Source organism: Mycobacterium sp. NGS69 (assembly GCF_059812165.1).
Window position 1 is genome coordinate 113,157 of sequence record NZ_JCALCD010000004.1, and the last position, 15,294, is coordinate 128,450.

Genomic DNA, 15,294 nt, shown 5'->3' on the forward strand with positions numbered 1-15,294 from the left:
TATTGGCGAATGCCGCGAAGGATTAGCGGCAAAAGGCCCAACCCGGGCTTACGGTTCGGCCGCAATAGTCGTTTTCGCGGTTCCCGGCGGCGATCGTCCGTCGGAATTCCCGCCCGACTAACGTCGGCGTCATGACGCGGGTCTGCGTGGTCGGCAGCGTGAACATGGACCTGACGTTCGACGTCGATGCCCTGCCGCGGCCGGGCGAGACGGTGTTGGCCTCGTCGCTGACCTCCGCTCCCGGCGGCAAGGGCGCCAACCAGGCGGTGGCGGCGGCCCGCGCGGGCGCGCGCGTGCGCTTCGTCGGTGCCCTCGGCGACGACGCGGCCGCCGCACGGTTGCGGGCCCACCTGCGGGCGAACGATGTTGGGCTCGACGGGACGATCGAGGTTTCGGGGTCGAGCGGTACCGCCGTCGTCGTGGTCGATGCCGGCGCCGAGAACACCATCCTCGTCGCGCCGGGCGCCAATGGGCGGCTGACCCCGGCCGACGCTTGCCGGGCGGTCGGCACCTGCGATGTGCTTTTGACGCAGTTGGAGATTCCGGTGCCGACGGCCGCTGCGGCGGCGCGCGAAGCCCGCTCGACGGGGGCGGTGGTCGTCGTCAACGCCTCACCCGCCGGCCAGGACCAAAGCCGGTTGGCCGAACTGGCGGCCGCCACGGACGTGGTGATCGCCAACGAGACCGAGGCCGAATGCTGGCCGTGGCAGCCGACCCACCTGGTGATCACCCTGGGGGCGCGCGGCGCGCGCTATGTCGGCGAAGACGGCGATTTCGTGGTACCCGCACCGAAGGTCAAAGCCGTTGACACCACCGGCGCGGGCGACGTTTTCGCCGGGGCGCTGGCCGCGAGTTGGCCGCGCGGCGACTGCCCAAGTCCGGCCTCGAGGGCCGGGCGACTGGCCGCGCTGCGGCGCGCCTGCGCCGCGGGCGCGCTGGCCACCCTGGTGCCCGGCGCCGGTGACTGCGCGCCGCGCGCCGACGCGATCGACACGGCGCTGCGAGACGCTTTTCCTGACCAAACCGATTGATGTACCCTCGCTGCGATGCCTGCGGTCATGGGAGCCTGCATGCCGGCGACGGCCGCCGCCGACATGGCCTTGGTGCTCTTCGCGATATTCGGAATCCTCGGATTCGGCTGGCGCAGTTGGCTGCAGTACCGGCGGACCGGCTCGACGGGATTTCGCGGCATCCGTACCGGTGGCGTTTTGGAACGCCTGGCCGGCGTCGGCTTCGTCGCCGCGCTCACGGTGGCGGTCAGCGCGCCAATCCTGCAGGAGGCCAGGGTCGTTGAACCCGTCGGCTTGCTGGACGAGGCCTGGATCCAGGCCGTGGGCATCGTGGTGGCGACGGGCGGCATCGCCGCGACGGTGTACGCGCAACTCGAGATGGGCGATTCCTGGCGGATCGGGGTTGACCCGAGGGAGACGACGACGCTGGTGCACACCGGCGTGTACGGCCGGATCCGCAACCCCATCTATACCGCGATGTTCACCTTCGGCTTCGGTATCGCGTTGGTGACGCCCAATGTCGTTGCGTTCGCGGGCCTTATCCTGCTGGTCGCCACGATCGAGCTCCAGGTCCGTCGCGTCGAGGAGCCGTACCTGTTGCGGACGCACGGCGACGCGTATCGCTCCTACGCCGCCAGGGTGGGTCGATTCGTCCCCGGGGTCGGGCTCGCTCGTTAGCGCGGCGCCGCGACATCGTGAGCGATCGTCAAACCATCGCCCGTTTCCAGTTCGTCCGCCGTCTGGCTGAGCAACACGCGACTGCGGCTGGGCGATAACAGAACCGACAGGTGGTGATGCGGCGCGTCCGACACGAATGCCAGGCGGTTGACGCGCAGCACCGCGGCGCCGATCGAGATGTCCAGCAGATGTGCGGTGCGCGGGCCCGCGATTTCGGCGGTGATTTCGTGCCGGATGCGATCGACGACGATCCCGGCGTCCGCCAGCAACTCATAGAGCGGCGCTTGGCGCAGCGCGGGCTCGGTCAAGGCGCCGGCCAGTTCCGTCGGCAGCCAGGCGTCGGTGACCATCAACGGCTCGCCGGTGCGGCGTTGCCGGCGCACCCGCACGACCTGCAGCAGCTCGCCGGACGCCTGGAGCGCCTCGGCGATGGCCCGCGGCGGGCGCCGCGTCCCGAGTCCGACCACGTCGACCTCGGTTTCAAACTGGGTCTGGCGCAGCCCTTCCATGTACGAGCCGCCCGTCGGCAATTCCGCTGGCCTGTGTTCGCGGACAAACGATCCGACGCCGTGCCTGCGTTCGATGTATCCCTGCGCGGCCAGGTCCGACAGCGCCCGGCGGACCGTGATGCGGGAAACCCCGAACTGATCGCACAGCGTCTGCTCGGTGGGCAACGCCTCGCCCGGGGCGACGGCGCCGCGGTCGATCTCGTCGTGCAGCACGAGGAACAGCTGCCGATGCAATGGCACCCCCGCGGCGGTGGACACCGGTCCCAGCCTGTCCCCGCTCTGCCGCACGGTCGTCAATGTTTCCACAGCACCTCGCTTGCGCCTGCCCATCAGTTGTTATATGTATATAACAACTGATGATTTCGGGGAAGACACGATGACCGCGGTGCAACAGCAACCCGCCACCGATCCGGCGGGGCCGACCGGCCGGCTGGCCACCTGGGTCGCCGATCTCGCGCTCGACGACGTCCCGCCGACCGTGGTGGAGCGGGCCAAACACCTGCTGTTGGACGGCCTGGGTTGCGCACTGGTCGGGGCTCAATTGCCCTGGTCTCGCGTCGCCACCGACGCGGTGTTCGCCATGGAGGGCCCCGGCGACACCCCGGTGCTCGGCACCGGGCGCACGGCCGGCGCGCCCGCGGCCGCGGTCCTCAACGGCACCTTCATCCAGGGATTCGAGCTCGACGACTTCCATCCCCTGGCCCCGCTGCACGGCTGCTCCCTGCTCATCCCGGCGCTGCTGTCGACGGCGTCGACGCGGCCGGTGGCCACGACCGGCGCCGACATGCTGCTGGCGGCGATCGTCGGGTTCGAGGTCGGCCCCCGCGTCGGCTACACGCTGCACGGCACCCAGATGCTCGACCGCGGCTGGCATTCCGGCTCGGTCTTCGGCACCCACTCGGCGGCCATGGCGTCAGGCAAGCTGCGCGGCCTGTCGCCGGCGCAACTGGAGGACGCCCTCGGCCTGGCCGGCACCCAGTCCGCGGGGCTGATGGCCGCGCAGTACGAGGCCATGAGCAAGCGCATGCATCACGGCCTGGCGGCACGCAACGGCTTCTACGCCGCCGGCCTTGCGGCGGCCGGCTACACCGGCATCAAGCGGGTGTTCGAGCGCGAATACGGCGGGTTTCTCAGCGTTTTCGGCGAGGGCCACGATCCCGACGCCGCGCTGCTCACCGGGCAGCTCGGCCAGCGCTGGGAAACCGCAATCATCATGGTCAAGTCCTACGCCGCGATGGGCGGCCTGCACGGCGCGATCGACGCCGCCAGACAGTTGCGCATTTCGGTTGCACCGGAAGATATCTCAGCGATCGATGTCACCGTCGGCGAGACCGTCTACAACCACGGGTGGTGGCGGCCCGAGCGGCCGCTCACCCCGATCGGCGCTCAGATGAACATCGGATACGCGATCGCGGCGGCGCTGCTCGACGGCAACGTACTGCCCGAGCAATTCACGCCCGACCGCCTCGATTCCGATGACATCTGGTCGCTGATCGCCGCGACGACCGTGCACCTCGACGAGTCCTTGGCCCACGCCGATATCACCGAGAAGTTCCGCACCGAGGTCGTGGTGACCACTCGCGATGGCGCCGTGCATCACGCCCGTGTGGACCTGCCGCATGGCGCGCCCAACGACCCCGTCACCAACGGTGAGCTGGTGGCGAAGTTCCACGCGCTCACCGGCCGGGTCACCAGCCGCGGGCGCGCCGACGCGATCGAGCGCGCGGTGATCGGGCTGGACAACCTCGACAACATCGGCCTGCTGGTCGACCTTCTCGCCGCCCCCGTCGCGGGGGCATTGGACTGAAAGGACGGAGATGGCCACGACATCGGCCCGCCGACGGCTGAAAGATCTGCTTGCGAAGCGTGAACTCATCGTCGCGCCAGGCATTTTCGACGGGATCTCCGCGCAGCTGACCAAACGGACGGGCCACGTCGCGGCGTACATGACCGGCGCCGGCGTCGCGGCGTCGGGTTTCGGTCTGCCCGACATCGGGCTGGTCACCGCGACCGAAATGGCCGACCGGGTCCGGATGATCGCCGACGCGCTGGGCGACATTCCGCTGATCGCGGACGCCGACACCGGCTATGGCGCGCCCATGAACGTGGTACGCACGGTCCGGTCCTACGACGCGGCCGGCGTCGCGGCTATCCAGTTGGAAGACCAGGTGTTTCCCAAGCGGTGCGGTCACCTGCCGGACAAGCAGGTCGTCGACGCCGCGGCATTCGAACAGACGCTCGCCGCGGCGCTGGACGCCCGGTCCGACGACGCCCTGCTGGTGGTGGCCCGCACCGATGCCCGCGCCCCGCTCGGCCTGGACGCCGCGATCGAGCGCGCCAACCGTTACGCGCAAGCGGGCGCCGACATCATCTTTGTCGAGGCTCCCCAGGACGCCGGCGAAATCGAGCGCATCGCTCGCGAAGTCGATGCTCCGCTGCTGATCAATCTGGTGCTCGGCGGCATGACGCCGCTGCAGTCCGCGTCGCGGCTGCAGGAGTTGGGTTACGCGATCGCGATCCATCCCAGCAACCTGCTGATTCAGGCGACATGGGGCATGCTGCAAGGCCTTTGCGAACTCAACGGCACGGACGCCGCCGCCCATCTGCCCAACAGTCCCGGAGACTTCTTCAATCTGGTCGGCATGGCGGAGTGGCTCGCCCTCGACGACAAGTACGCACACACCGAGGACCGCTCATGGGCATGACCGTCGTCGAAAAGATCTTCGCCCGCAAGGCCGGCCTCGACTCCGTGTCGCCGGGCGACACCGTGGTGGTCGACGTCGACATGACCGTCCTCATCGACCTGCAGTTCGCCACCATGTGGATACCACCCAACCGGATTCACGACCCCGACAAGCTGGCGGTCGTCATGGACCACGCCGTGCCCGCCCCGACGATCAAGGACGCCGCCGGTGGCGGGCATGCCCGAAAGTTCGTCGCCGACTTCGGCATCGAGCGCTTCTACGACGTGGGCCGGCACGGCATCTGCCACCAGGTCATCGCCGAGAACGGGCTGGCGCGCCCGGGAGAGATCCTGGCCTGCACCGACTCTCACACGTGCGCCGCCGGCGCCTACAACACCGCCGCCCGCGGCCTGGGCCCGGCGGAGGTGTACTCGATCATGTGCACCGGCACGACGTGGTTCCAGGTCGCGCCGACCATCCGCTACGAACTCGGCGGAGTCAAACCGAACGCGGTGAGCGGCAAGGACGTCTTCCTGCACATCGCCAACGAATACGGCGACGCGCCCAACCTGAACCTGGAATTCGGCGGCCCGGGCCTGGCCGGCATCCCGATGCACGATCGGCGCACCATCGCCACCCAGGGCGCCGAGGTGTCGGCCGATTTCAGCACGTTCGAACCGGACGCGGTGCTCGCGCGCTACCTCGAGCATGCCGGCGTCACCGGATATGACGCTGCCGCACCGGATCCCGATGCCAACTACCGCGAGGTCCGGCGCATCGACCTGTCGACGTTGGAACCCTATGTCGCGCGGCCGGGCACCGTGAGCCGCAACGGGGTGCCCGTGTCGCGGCTGGATCGGCAGAAGGTGGACCAGGCGTTCATCGGGTCGTGCGCGAACGGCCAACTCGAGGATCTCGAGATCGCCGCGGAAGTGTTGCGCGGCAGGACCGTCGCACCCGGGGTGCGGCTGCTGGTCACTCCCGCCTCGCAGGCGGTGTACCGGGAGGCCATGCGGTTGGGGTACTTGCAGAACCTCGCGGACGCCGGCGCAGTGATCACCAACTCGACGTGCGGCGCGTGTTTCGGCTACCACATGGGCGTGGTGGGCCCCGGCGAGGTGTGCATCACGTCGAGCACCCGCAATTTCACCGGACGCATGGGCAGCACCGAAGCGGAAATCTTCATGGCCTCACCGGCGACCGTCGCCGCGTCCGCGATCACCGGCTACATCACGGACCCAAGGAGCGTGACGGCATGACGATCTCGTTCAGCGGGAAGCTGTGGGTGTTCGGCGACAACCTCAACACCGACGCCATGTATCCGGCGTTCGCCATGAAGATGGACCCGCCCGAGGCGGCCAAGCACATCTTCTACGAGGTGCGCCCGGGGTGGACCGACGAGGTCTCACCGGGCGACATCGTGGTGGCGGGCAAGAACTTCGGGCTCGGATCGTCGCGTCCGGTCGCGGCCCTGTTCGCCGAGCTCGGCGTCGCCGGCCTCGTCGCCGAGGAATTCAATTCGTTGTTCTTTCGCAACGCCGTCAACGCCGGCCTGCCGGCGATGACCGTGCCCAACGCCACCGAGGTGTTCCGCGAGGGCGACACCGCGACCTTCGACCTGACCGCGGGCACCTGGCGAAACGACACCACGGGGGACTCGGGCAGCGTCCCCAAGCTGCCCGATTTGATCCTCGAGATCATCGAAAGCGGCGGCGTGCTGCCGCGGCTGGCGGAACGCGGCTACCTGCCGGCCGAGCTCGGCGACGTCCTGCGGTCGAGCGCGGTTGCCATGCGCGGCGCCGGAAGCGGCGCGTGATGGCTCCGCTGGGACGGCTGTTCCGCGGCGTCCGCGCGGGAGCGCACCGAAGCCCGTTGGCCGGCGAAGCTTTTGACGCGCCCCAGTCCATCACGGTAACCAGCCCGGCGTTCGACGACGGCGGCCCGATGCCGCCGTCCAGCGCGGGCAAGGGCGTCGGCGAGAACGCCTCGCCGCCGCTGAGTTGGGACGGGGTGCCGGCGGGGGCGCGGCAGCTGGTGCTCGTGATGGACGACGTCGACGTTCCGCTGCCCCGGCCGCTGCTGCACACCGTGGCGGTGCTCGAGCCCACGCTGGAAAGCGTCGTCGCCGGTGCTTTGCGGTCGGGGACCAACGGAATACGTTTCGTCCGAGCCGATCTAGGGCACCGCGGTTACGCCGGCCCGCGCCCGATTCCCGGCCACGGGCCGCACCGTTACCGGTTTCAAGTGTTCGCGATCGACGAGCCCATTCCCGGCACTGTCACCACGGCCAAGGCCCTGCTGGCCGCGATGGCCGGGCATGTACTGGCCCGCGGCACGTTAATCGGCACCTACGAACGCTAACAAGCTCCGGGGACAGATCAGAAACGCAAACTCGCCACGCAGGTGTCCCGGCCAACATTGAAGACCAACGGCAGCCCCGATGGGACCTTCGTCAGTATTGCCTGGCTGCCGCGCCGAATAGCGTCGACGACAGATCGAAACCCACCAGGAAAGGAATTAGCATGGCGCAGACGACCGAAGCGAAGACCGTAGCATCGCGTTCGACCGACCTGCTCGATGAGGTACGTGAATCGGCGAAGGCAGGACAAAACGCTGCCGCCGACGCACTCCGGGCATTCCACAAAACCCTCGATGAGGCAATCCCGCAGGCGGTCCAACCGCTACGCACCAAGATCGTCGACGCCGCAATCGAACTCGCGGACCGGCTCGTTGCCGCCCAATACCAGTTCAACCGTAACTTGGTCGCGACTGCAGACCGGGCACTGAGCAAGGCTGACGGCGAGAAGAACTAGTCATCGGGGATTTCGCGCTCGATCTCGTCGAGCCAGATGCGCGCCGACATGTCGGAGGGGGCACGCCAATCGCCGCGCGGCGACAGCGCGCCGCCGTGCGACACCTTGGGGCCGTTAGGCAGGGCTGAGCGCTTGAACTGGCTGAACGAGTAGAACCGTTGCACGAACACGCCCAGCCAGTGCCGGATCTCCTTGAGCGAGTAGGACGGTCGCTTGTCCTCGGGGAAACCCGGTGGCCAGTTGCCCTGCTCGGGGTCGCTCCAGGCGTGCCACGCCAGGAAGGCGATCTTCGACGGCCGGAACCCGAAGCGCAGCACATGGAAGAGCGAAAAGTCCTGCAGGGCAAACGGTCCGACCTTGGCCTCGCTGCTCTGCAGCTCTTCCTCCTCGCCGCTCGGGACGAGTTCCGGCGTGATCTCGGTGTCCAGCACCGACTGCAGCACCTCGCACACGTCCGATTCGAACTGGCCCGACGAAATGACCCAGCGGATCAGGTGCTGGATCAGCGTCTTGGGCACGCCGCCGTTGACGTTGTAGTGCGACATCTGGTCGCCGACGCCGTACGTCGACCAGCCCAGCCCCAGCTCCGAGAGGTCACCGGTGCCCAGCACGATCCCGCCGCGCTGGTTGGCCAGCCGGAACAGGTAATCGGTGCGCAGGCCGGCCTGGACGTTTTCGAAGGTGACGTCGTAGACCTTCTCGCCGCGCGAGAACGGGTGGTCGATCTCCTTGAGCATGAGCTGCGCGGTCTCGGTGATGTCGATCTCGGCGAAGGTGACGCCCAGCGCGCGGCACAGCTCGATCGCATTGCGCTTGGTGCGATCTCCCGTCGCGAAGCCCGGCAGCGTGAACGCCAGAATGTCGCTGCGCGGCCGTTCCTCGCGGTCCATCGCGCGGGCGGCGACGATCAGCGCGTGTGTCGAATCCAGTCCGCCGGAAATCCCGATGACCACCTTGGGGTAGTTCAGCGCGCGCAGCCGCTGCTCGAGCCCCGAGACCTGAATGTTGTAGGCCTCGTAGCAATCCTGTTCCAGCCGTTGCGGATCGGCCGGCACGAACGGGAAGCGCTCGATCTCGCGGCGCAGTCCGATGTCGCCGGCGGGAGGGTCGAGCCGGAACTCGATGCGCCGGAACGACTCCGCCGCCGTCCGGTGGTGGCGCCGGTTGTCGTCGAAGGTGCCCATCCGCAGCCGTTCGGAGCGAAGCAGCTCGAGGTCGACGTCGGCGACGCTGCGCCGCTCCCCTTTCGGGAAACGTTCGGACGTGGCGAGCAGCACGCCGTTCTCCCAGACCATGGTCTGGCCGTCCCAGGCCAGGTCGGTGGTCGATTCGCCCTCCCCCGCGGCGGCGTACAGGTAGGCGGCCAGGCACCGCGACGACGCCGAGCGCGCCAGCAGGCAACGGTCCTCGGCGCGCCCGATCGTGATCGGGCTGCCGGACAGGTTGGCCAGCACCGTCGCCCCCGCCAGCGCCGCCTCCGCGCTGGGCGGGATCGGCACGAACATGTCCTCGCAGATTTCGACGTGCAACACGAAGCCCGGCAGGTCGGACGCGGCGAACAGCAGATCGGGACCGAACGGGGCCTCGAGCTCGCCGATGCGGATGATGCCGCGCTCGTCGTTGCCGGGCGCGAGCTGGCGGCGCTCGTAGAACTCGCGGTAGGTGGGCAGGTAGGACTTGGGCGCGACGCCGAGCACCTCGCCGCGGTGGATGACCACCGCGGTGTTGTAGACGCGATGCCGGTAACGCAGCGGGGCGCCGACGACCAGCACAGGCAGCAGGTCGGCCGACGCCGCCACTACGTCGGCGACGGCGGCTTCGACGTCGTCGAGCAGGAGGTCTTGCAGGACGATGTCCTCGATGGAGTACCCGGACAGCGTCAGCTCCGGGAAGACGGCCACCGCGACGCCGTCGTCGTGGCATTGGCTTGCCAACCGCAGCACCGACTCTGCGTTGGCCGCCGGGTCGCCGATCGCGGTGTGGTGCGTGCAGGCGGCGACGCGGACAAAACCCTGCTGGTAGGCGTTGTAAAAGTCCATGACCCTCCCATTGTCGCCCGACGGTTGTCAACTCGTCGCCGCCGGGTATCCCCAACGGCATGAGCGATACCGCCGTCGTCGTGGTCGACATGATGAACACGTACCAGCATCCCGACGCTGAGGATCTGATACCCAATGTCGAGAAAATCATGGACCCGCTCGCCGACCTGATCCGCCGGGCGCGGGACGCCGACGGCGTCGACGTGGTCTACGTCAACGACAACTACGGCGATTTCACCGCCCAGTTCTCCGACATCGTCGGATCCGCGCTGGATGGGGCGCGGCCCGACCTGATCAAGCCGATCGTGCCGAGCGAGGACTGCCGGGTGATGACGAAGGTCCGGCACAGCGCGTTCTACGCGACGGCGCTGGCCTATCTGCTCGGTCGGCTGGAGACCAAGCGGTTGATCCTCACCGGCCAGGTCACCGAGCAGTGCATCCTCTACACCGCGCTCGACGCCTACGTGCGCCACTTCCCCGTCGTGATCCCGACCGACGCGATCGCCCACATCGACGCCGATCTGGGCAAAGCGGCGCTGCAGATGATGCAGCAGAACATGTCCGCCGAGCTCACCACGGCAGCCGACTGCCTCGGTTGACGCTCTGGCGCGAGCGTGCCCAGAATGCCGGCCTTTTCGGCGTGTGGGCGGACAAACACGCACGCTCGCTACCCTGGACTCGTGGAATCGCCGGAACTCGTGGCGCTGCTCGCCGGCCGCCGGGTCGCGGTGCTGACCGGTGCCGGGATGTCCACCGACTCGGGCATCCCCGACTACCGCGGCCCCGATTCGCCGCCGAGCAACCCCATGACCATCGGCCAGTTCACCTCGGATCCGCTGTTCCGGCAGCGGTACTGGGCGCGCAACCACGTCGGGTGGCGGCACATGGACCACACCGCGCCCAACGCGGGGCACCGAGCGCTGGCCGCGCTCGAGCGCGCCTCGGTGGTGACCGGGGTGATCACCCAGAACGTCGACCTGCTGCACACCAAGGCCGGCAGCCGAAACGTCGTCAACCTGCACGGCACCTACGCGCGGGTGGTCTGCCTGGGCTGCCGGTACGGGATGAGCCGGGCCGCGCTCGCCGAACAACTCGAGGCGCTCAACCCGGGGTTCATCGAGCGCGCGGAGGCCGTGGGCGGGTTGGCGGTGGCTCCCGACGCCGACGCCGTCATCGCCGACACCGCGTCGTTCCGCTACCTCGACTGCCCGCGCTGCGGCGGCATGCTCAAGCCCGACATCGTCTACTTCGGCGAGAGCGTACCCAAAGATATTGTGGCGGAAGCATATTCGTTGGTCAACGAGGCGGACGCGCTGCTGGTCGCCGGATCGTCGCTGACGGTGTTCTCCGGCTACCGGTTCGTGCGGCACGCCGCCGCGCTGGGCCTCCCAATCGCCATCGTCAACCGCGGCCCCACCCGCGGGGACGACCTGGCCACCGTGAAGGTCGACGGCGGCTGCTCCGAGCTGCTGACGTTGTTGGTTGACGAGTTATCGCCGGCGGCGGCGCGTTAGAACGTGCACGGCATGCTGCGGATGGCGTGGATGAAATTGCCCGGCACGTATGCCGGTTCGCCCGCCTGAAGTTCGGGCAGCTGAGCCAGCAATTCGCCGAAGATGGCGCGCAGCTGCGCCCGGGCCACATGGGCGCCGAGGCAGAAGTGCACACCGCCGCCGCCGAATCCGATGTGGGGGTTGGGATCCCGGCTCAGATCCAGCCGGTCGGGGTGATCGAACACCTCGGTGTCCCAGTTCCCCGACGGATAGAACATCACCACCTTCTCGCCCGCCCGGATGCTCTCACCGCCCAGCTCCACATCCGTGGCCGCCGTGCGGCGAAAGGTCATAACCGGCGTCGCCCAGCGGATGAACTCCTCGACCGCCGTGCCGATCCGGTTGGCGAAGTCCTCGCGCAGCCAGGCCCGCTGCTCGGGAAAGTCGGTGAGCGCCTTCATCGCGTGGCTGGTGGTCTGCCGGGTGGTGTCGTTGCCGGCCACGGCAAGCAACACGAAGAACGCGGAAACGTCGGCATCCGATAGCCGGTCGCCGTCCACCTCGGCGTTCACCAGGCCGCTGAACAGGTCCTCGCCGGGCCGCTCGCGCCGGTCGGCGGCCAGGGTGCCGGCGACCTGGTGGAGGTACATCTGGTTCTCGACCAACACCTCCAGCGGGTTGCGGCCGTCGAGGTAGACGGGGTCGGCCCACGACACCAGAGCGTCGGCGGCATGCGCGACGCGCTCGCGCTCGGACTCCGGAATCCCCACCATGTCCGACAGCGTGCGGATGGGCAGTTGCTTGGCGCAGTGGTCCACGAAATCGGCGCCGCTGCCGGCGGCGCGCAGCTCTTCGACGATGGTCTTGGCGTTCGACTTGATCGAGTCCTCGATACGGCGGACCTGCCTCGGGGTGAAGGCGGCGCTGACCAGCTTGCGCAGCTTGGTGTGTCGCGGCGGGTCCATCGCGAGGAAGGACTGCGAGGCTTCGAGCAGCTCCACGGGGACGTTCTCGAAGATCACCCCCCTGCCGGACAGGAAGACCTCGTTGTTGCGGCTGACCGCGACGATGTCCGCGCGCCGGGTGACGGCCCAGTAGCCGGGGTCGTCGGGGTCGGGCATCAGGGAAGCCTCGACCGGACGGTGCCAGCTGACCGGGCGCTCGGCCCGCAGCACCGCGAACGAGCGCTCCCGGTCCGCGGCGGTCGTGGACCAGAAGGCGCGCGACGACAGATCGATCGCGTCGTAGGCACGGCTGCTGGACACCCCGGTCGCCACGGTCATCGTCGCTCCTCCCTGGTTATGACCCCAGTCACATACTGCGATCGACAGTATGCTTAGACGTAGTGTCTAGTCAAGATGTCGAACTAGCCGCTAAGCTGAGCAAATGGCGTCGGTCACCCGGAAGCCGCAGGCCAATCGCGAACAAGGGCGCCAGCAGCGGCGAGAACAGCACGAACGCCGGTTGCTGGACGCCACCGAGCGGCTGATGCGCGACGGCGCCAGTTTCACCGAGCTCAGCGTGGACCGGCTATCGAGCGAGGCCGGCATCTCGCGCGCCAGCTTCTACATCTACTTCGAGGACAAGGGCCACCTACTGCGCCGGCTGGCCGGCCAGGTGTTCGCCGACCTCGCCTCCAGCGCGGACCGGTGGTGGAGCATGGCGTGGCGACACGATCCCGACGACGTCCGCGCGGCCATGGCCGGAATCATCGGAAACTACCGGCGCCACCAACCGGTGCTCGTCGCACTGAACGAAATGGCGGGTTACGACCCCGTGGTGGGGGCGACCTACCGAAATCTGCTGACCGCCATCACCGGCCGGGTGACCCGTGTCATCGAGGACGGCCAGGCCGACGGATCCATCCGCCCCGACCTGCCCCCGACCACCACGGCCAGCGCGCTGACCTGGATGGTCGAGCGGGCCTGCCAGCAAAATCTTCCGACAGCTCCGGACACCTACGACGCCGAACTGGCCGAGTCCCTGGCGCAAATCATTTGGGGCGCACTGTATCTCAAGCCGATAACGCCGGGCTGAATTCGGCCGCTACCCGCGGCTCCCCGCCTCGGCCACCGGCGCCAGAACCGGGCGCAGGGCATGCAGCACGTTGGGATCCTCGATGGTGGCGGGCATCTCGTCGTCGTGACCGTGCGCAATCCGGTGCATCGCCTTACGGAGGATCTTGCCGGAGCGCGTCTTCGGCAACGCCGAGACGATGTCGACCCGCTTCAGGCACGCGACCGCGCCGATCTCGTCACGGACCAACGCGACCAACTCGTCTTCCAGCCCGTCCCGCGCCGACCCGGCCTGCAGGACGACGAATCCGCGCGGGATCTGGCCCTTGATGTCGTCGGCGACGCCGATGACAGCGGCTTCGGCCACGGCGGGATGGGACGCCAGCACCGCTTCCAATGCGCCGGTGGACAGCCGGTGGCCGGCCACGTTGATCACGTCGTCAATCCGGCCCATGACGAACAGGTAGCCGTCCTCGTCGACATATCCGCCGTCGCCGGTCAGGTAGTAGCCGGGATGCTCACACAGGTATGACGATTCGTACCGTGCGTCGTCCTGCCAGAGCGTCGGGAAGGTCCCGGGCGGGAGCGGCAGACTCAGGCAGATCGCACCCTCCTCAGCGGGTGAGCAGCCGGTGCCGTCGGGCTGAAGAATCGCCACCTGGTAGCCCGGCATGGGCACGCCCGGCGAACCGGGCTTGACCGGAAGCTCCTCCGCACCAATCGGATTGGCCGCGATGGCCCAACCCGTCTCGGTCTGCCACCAGTGGTCGATGACGCGAACGCCGAGTTTCTCCGACGCCCAGAGGTACGTGTCGGGGTCGAGGCGCTCGCCGGCCAGGAACAGCGACTGCAGGCCGGCGCGGTCGTATTGCTGAAGCCAGGCGCCGTCGGGGTCGTCCCTGCGGATCGCGCGAATGGCGGTCGGCGCGGTGAAGAGCGCCTTGACGCCGTGCTCGGTGATCACGCGCCAGAAGGCGCCGGGGTCGGGGGTTCCCACCGGCTTGCCCTCGTAGAGCACGGTGGTGGCGCCCGCGAGCAGGGGGCCGTAGACGATGTAGGAGTGGCCGACGACCCAGCCGATGTCTGAGGCCGCCCAGAAGACGTCGCCGGGGCCGATGTCGTAGATGTGGCGCATGCTCCACAGCAGCGCGACCGCGTGGCCCCCGTTGTCTCGCATCACGCCCTTGGGCCGTCCCGTCGTGCCCGAGGTGTGGAGGATGTACAGCGGGTCCGTCGCGGCGACAGCGACGGCCGGCGCCGGTTCGGCCCGGCCGATCAGCGTCTCCCAGTCGTGGTCGCGCCCTTCGACCATGACGCAGCGCAGCTGCTCTCGTTGGACGATGACGCAGTGCCGCGGCGGATGCGCACTGGCGTCGATCGCCGCGTCGAGCATCGGTTTGTACTCGACCAACCGGGTCGGCTCGATGCCGCACGACGCCGAAACGATCACCGTGGGACGGGCGTTGTCGATCCGGGCGGCGAGTTCGTGCGCGGAAAATCCCCCGAAGACGACGGAATGCACGGCGCCGATCCGGGCGCACGCCAGCATGGCGATCACGGCTTCGGGAATCATCGGCATGTAGATGACCACGCGGTCGCCTTTGCCCACTCCCAGGTCACGCAGGACCCCGGCGAAACGCGATGTGAGGTCCAACAATTCGGAATACGAGAAGGTGCGCTTGGTGGCCGTGACGGGTGAGTCGTAGATCAGCGCCGGCGCGCTGCCGCGGCCGGCATCGACGTGCCGGTCGAGCGCGTTGGCGCACGTGTTCAGTTCCGCGTTGGGAAACCAGCGGTAGAACGGCGGGTGACTGTCGTCGAGGATCCGTTGTGGCGACCGGATCCATGTCACGGCCGACGCGGCCCCGGCCCAGAATGCCGTCGGATCATCGAGGCTGGACTGGTAGAGCTCGCGATAACCGTTCATTTAATTCCTCTGCCGGACGAAGGTGACCGATGCCAGATGATATGACCGGATCCCGCGGGACGATAGGGCCATTGGGTGCTTGAGCGCCGCCTGTGACCACGACAACATAGTTAGGACGCTAACTAT

General features: G+C 68.3%; 15 protein-coding genes. 11 read left to right on the forward strand and 4 right to left on the reverse strand.

All coding sequences use genetic code 11. The annotated features are described in order from the left end of the window. The first annotated feature begins 131 nt into the window (after nt 1-131). Entirely contained in the window at nt 132-1,031 is a 900-nt protein-coding gene (locus tag AC5Y2S_RS13330; RefSeq protein WP_499956605.1) for a PfkB family carbohydrate kinase, read from the forward strand. Nucleotides 1,032-1,046: 15 nt separating this feature from the next. After that, nucleotides 1,047-1,688: a methyltransferase family protein gene (locus AC5Y2S_RS13335; RefSeq protein WP_499956606.1), complete on the forward strand. Its 642-nt coding sequence runs from the start codon at nt 1,047-1,049 to the stop codon at nt 1,686-1,688. Here the strand turns inward: AC5Y2S_RS13335 and AC5Y2S_RS13340 are convergent. Continuing rightward, complete coding sequence (locus AC5Y2S_RS13340) at nt 1,685-2,527, reverse strand: GntR family transcriptional regulator (protein WP_499956607.1); 843 nt, start codon at nt 2,525-2,527, stop codon at nt 1,685-1,687. The two genes, AC5Y2S_RS13335 and AC5Y2S_RS13340, sit on opposite strands and share 4 nt — an antisense overlap. A 46-nt stretch (nt 2,528-2,573) precedes the next feature. On the opposite strand from AC5Y2S_RS13340, the gene AC5Y2S_RS13345 reads away from it, so the two are divergent. The 6 genes from AC5Y2S_RS13345 to AC5Y2S_RS13370 all read left to right on the forward strand — a co-directional run bounded on the left by AC5Y2S_RS13345 (nt 2,574) and on the right by AC5Y2S_RS13370 (nt 7,694). Further along, a complete protein-coding gene (locus AC5Y2S_RS13345; RefSeq protein WP_499956608.1) occupies nt 2,574-4,004 on the forward strand; it encodes an MmgE/PrpD family protein in 1,431 nt (476 codons plus the stop codon). A gap of 10 nt (nt 4,005-4,014) precedes the next feature. Beyond that, the gene (locus AC5Y2S_RS13350) at nt 4,015-4,902 is read left to right on the forward strand and encodes an isocitrate lyase/PEP mutase family protein (protein ID WP_499956609.1); all 888 of its coding nucleotides are present in this window, start codon (nt 4,015-4,017) and stop codon (nt 4,900-4,902) included. Then, nucleotides 4,893-6,140, forward strand: a complete 1,248-nt coding sequence (locus AC5Y2S_RS13355; RefSeq protein ID WP_499956610.1) for a 3-isopropylmalate dehydratase large subunit — start codon at nt 4,893-4,895, stop codon at nt 6,138-6,140. The genes AC5Y2S_RS13350 and AC5Y2S_RS13355 overlap by 10 nt, the downstream gene beginning before the upstream one ends. After that, the gene (locus AC5Y2S_RS13360; RefSeq protein WP_499956611.1) at nt 6,137-6,697 is read left to right on the forward strand and encodes a LeuD/DmdB family oxidoreductase small subunit; all 561 of its coding nucleotides are present in this window, start codon (nt 6,137-6,139) and stop codon (nt 6,695-6,697) included. The genes AC5Y2S_RS13355 and AC5Y2S_RS13360 overlap by 4 nt, the downstream gene beginning before the upstream one ends. After that, the gene (locus tag AC5Y2S_RS13365; protein WP_499956612.1) at nt 6,697-7,242 is read left to right on the forward strand and encodes a YbhB/YbcL family Raf kinase inhibitor-like protein; all 546 of its coding nucleotides are present in this window, start codon (nt 6,697-6,699) and stop codon (nt 7,240-7,242) included. The genes AC5Y2S_RS13360 and AC5Y2S_RS13365 overlap by 1 nt, the downstream gene beginning before the upstream one ends. Nucleotides 7,243-7,403: 161 nt before the next feature. Beyond that, nucleotides 7,404-7,694, forward strand: a complete 291-nt coding sequence (locus AC5Y2S_RS13370; protein ID WP_499956613.1) for a hypothetical protein — start codon at nt 7,404-7,406, stop codon at nt 7,692-7,694. Here AC5Y2S_RS13370 and AC5Y2S_RS13375 read toward each other — a convergent pair. Beyond that, nucleotides 7,691-9,733 (reverse strand): NAD(+) synthase, encoded by a 2,043-nt coding sequence (locus AC5Y2S_RS13375; RefSeq protein ID WP_499956614.1) that lies wholly within the window; start codon nt 9,731-9,733, stop codon nt 7,691-7,693. The genes AC5Y2S_RS13370 and AC5Y2S_RS13375 overlap by 4 nt on opposite strands. 59 nt (nt 9,734-9,792) lie before the next feature. Here AC5Y2S_RS13375 and AC5Y2S_RS13380 point away from each other — a divergent pair, with 59 nt between their 5' ends. Continuing rightward, nucleotides 9,793-10,332 carry a cysteine hydrolase family protein gene (locus AC5Y2S_RS13380; RefSeq protein WP_499956615.1) on the forward strand — a complete coding sequence of 180 codons (540 nt, stop codon included), beginning with the start codon at nt 9,793-9,795 and terminating at the stop codon, nt 10,330-10,332. A 24-nt stretch (nt 10,333-10,356) separates the two neighbouring features. Then, nucleotides 10,357-11,247, forward strand: coding sequence for an SIR2 family NAD-dependent protein deacylase (locus tag AC5Y2S_RS13385; RefSeq protein WP_499956616.1), 891 nt, complete (start codon nt 10,357-10,359; stop codon nt 11,245-11,247). Here the strand turns inward: AC5Y2S_RS13385 and AC5Y2S_RS13390 are convergent. After that, a complete protein-coding gene (locus tag AC5Y2S_RS13390) occupies nt 11,244-12,509 on the reverse strand; it encodes a cytochrome P450 (protein WP_499956617.1) in 1,266 nt (421 codons plus the stop codon). The genes AC5Y2S_RS13385 and AC5Y2S_RS13390 overlap by 4 nt on opposite strands. Nucleotides 12,510-12,612: 103 nt before the next feature. On the opposite strand from AC5Y2S_RS13390, the gene AC5Y2S_RS13395 reads away from it, so the two are divergent. Next, the gene (locus tag AC5Y2S_RS13395; protein WP_499956618.1) at nt 12,613-13,263 is read left to right on the forward strand and encodes a TetR/AcrR family transcriptional regulator; all 651 of its coding nucleotides are present in this window, start codon (nt 12,613-12,615) and stop codon (nt 13,261-13,263) included. Between the two features lie 9 nt (nt 13,264-13,272). Here the strand turns inward: AC5Y2S_RS13395 and AC5Y2S_RS13400 are convergent, their stop codons facing one another. Then, on the reverse strand, nt 13,273-15,168 hold the full coding sequence (locus AC5Y2S_RS13400) for a propionyl-CoA synthetase (RefSeq protein ID WP_499956619.1): 1,896 nt from the start codon (nt 15,166-15,168) through the stop codon (nt 13,273-13,275). Between the last annotated feature and the right edge of the window lie 126 nt (nt 15,169-15,294).

Coding starts and splice junctions, on each gene's coding strand:
- AC5Y2S_RS13330 (WP_499956605.1), top strand. CDS start 132: ATGACGCGGGTCTGCGTGGTCGGCAGCGTGAACATGGACCTGACGTTC.
- AC5Y2S_RS13335 (WP_499956606.1), top strand. CDS start 1,047: ATGCCTGCGGTCATGGGAGCCTGCATGCCGGCGACGGCCGCCGCCGAC.
- AC5Y2S_RS13340 (WP_499956607.1), bottom strand. CDS start 2,527: ATGGGCAGGCGCAAGCGAGGTGCTGTGGAAACATTGACGACCGTGCGG.
- AC5Y2S_RS13345 (WP_499956608.1), top strand. CDS start 2,574: ATGACCGCGGTGCAACAGCAACCCGCCACCGATCCGGCGGGGCCGACC.
- AC5Y2S_RS13350 (WP_499956609.1), top strand. CDS start 4,015: ATGGCCACGACATCGGCCCGCCGACGGCTGAAAGATCTGCTTGCGAAG.
- AC5Y2S_RS13355 (WP_499956610.1), top strand. CDS start 4,893: ATGGGCATGACCGTCGTCGAAAAGATCTTCGCCCGCAAGGCCGGCCTC.
- AC5Y2S_RS13360 (WP_499956611.1), top strand. CDS start 6,137: ATGACGATCTCGTTCAGCGGGAAGCTGTGGGTGTTCGGCGACAACCTC.
- AC5Y2S_RS13365 (WP_499956612.1), top strand. CDS start 6,697: ATGGCTCCGCTGGGACGGCTGTTCCGCGGCGTCCGCGCGGGAGCGCAC.
- AC5Y2S_RS13370 (WP_499956613.1), top strand. CDS start 7,404: ATGGCGCAGACGACCGAAGCGAAGACCGTAGCATCGCGTTCGACCGAC.
- AC5Y2S_RS13375 (WP_499956614.1), bottom strand. CDS start 9,733: ATGGACTTTTACAACGCCTACCAGCAGGGTTTTGTCCGCGTCGCCGCC.
- AC5Y2S_RS13380 (WP_499956615.1), top strand. CDS start 9,793: ATGAGCGATACCGCCGTCGTCGTGGTCGACATGATGAACACGTACCAG.
- AC5Y2S_RS13385 (WP_499956616.1), top strand. CDS start 10,357: ATGCCGGCCTTTTCGGCGTGTGGGCGGACAAACACGCACGCTCGCTAC.
- AC5Y2S_RS13390 (WP_499956617.1), bottom strand. CDS start 12,509: ATGACCGTGGCGACCGGGGTGTCCAGCAGCCGTGCCTACGACGCGATC.
- AC5Y2S_RS13395 (WP_499956618.1), top strand. CDS start 12,613: ATGGCGTCGGTCACCCGGAAGCCGCAGGCCAATCGCGAACAAGGGCGC.
- AC5Y2S_RS13400 (WP_499956619.1), bottom strand. CDS start 15,168: ATGAACGGTTATCGCGAGCTCTACCAGTCCAGCCTCGATGATCCGACG.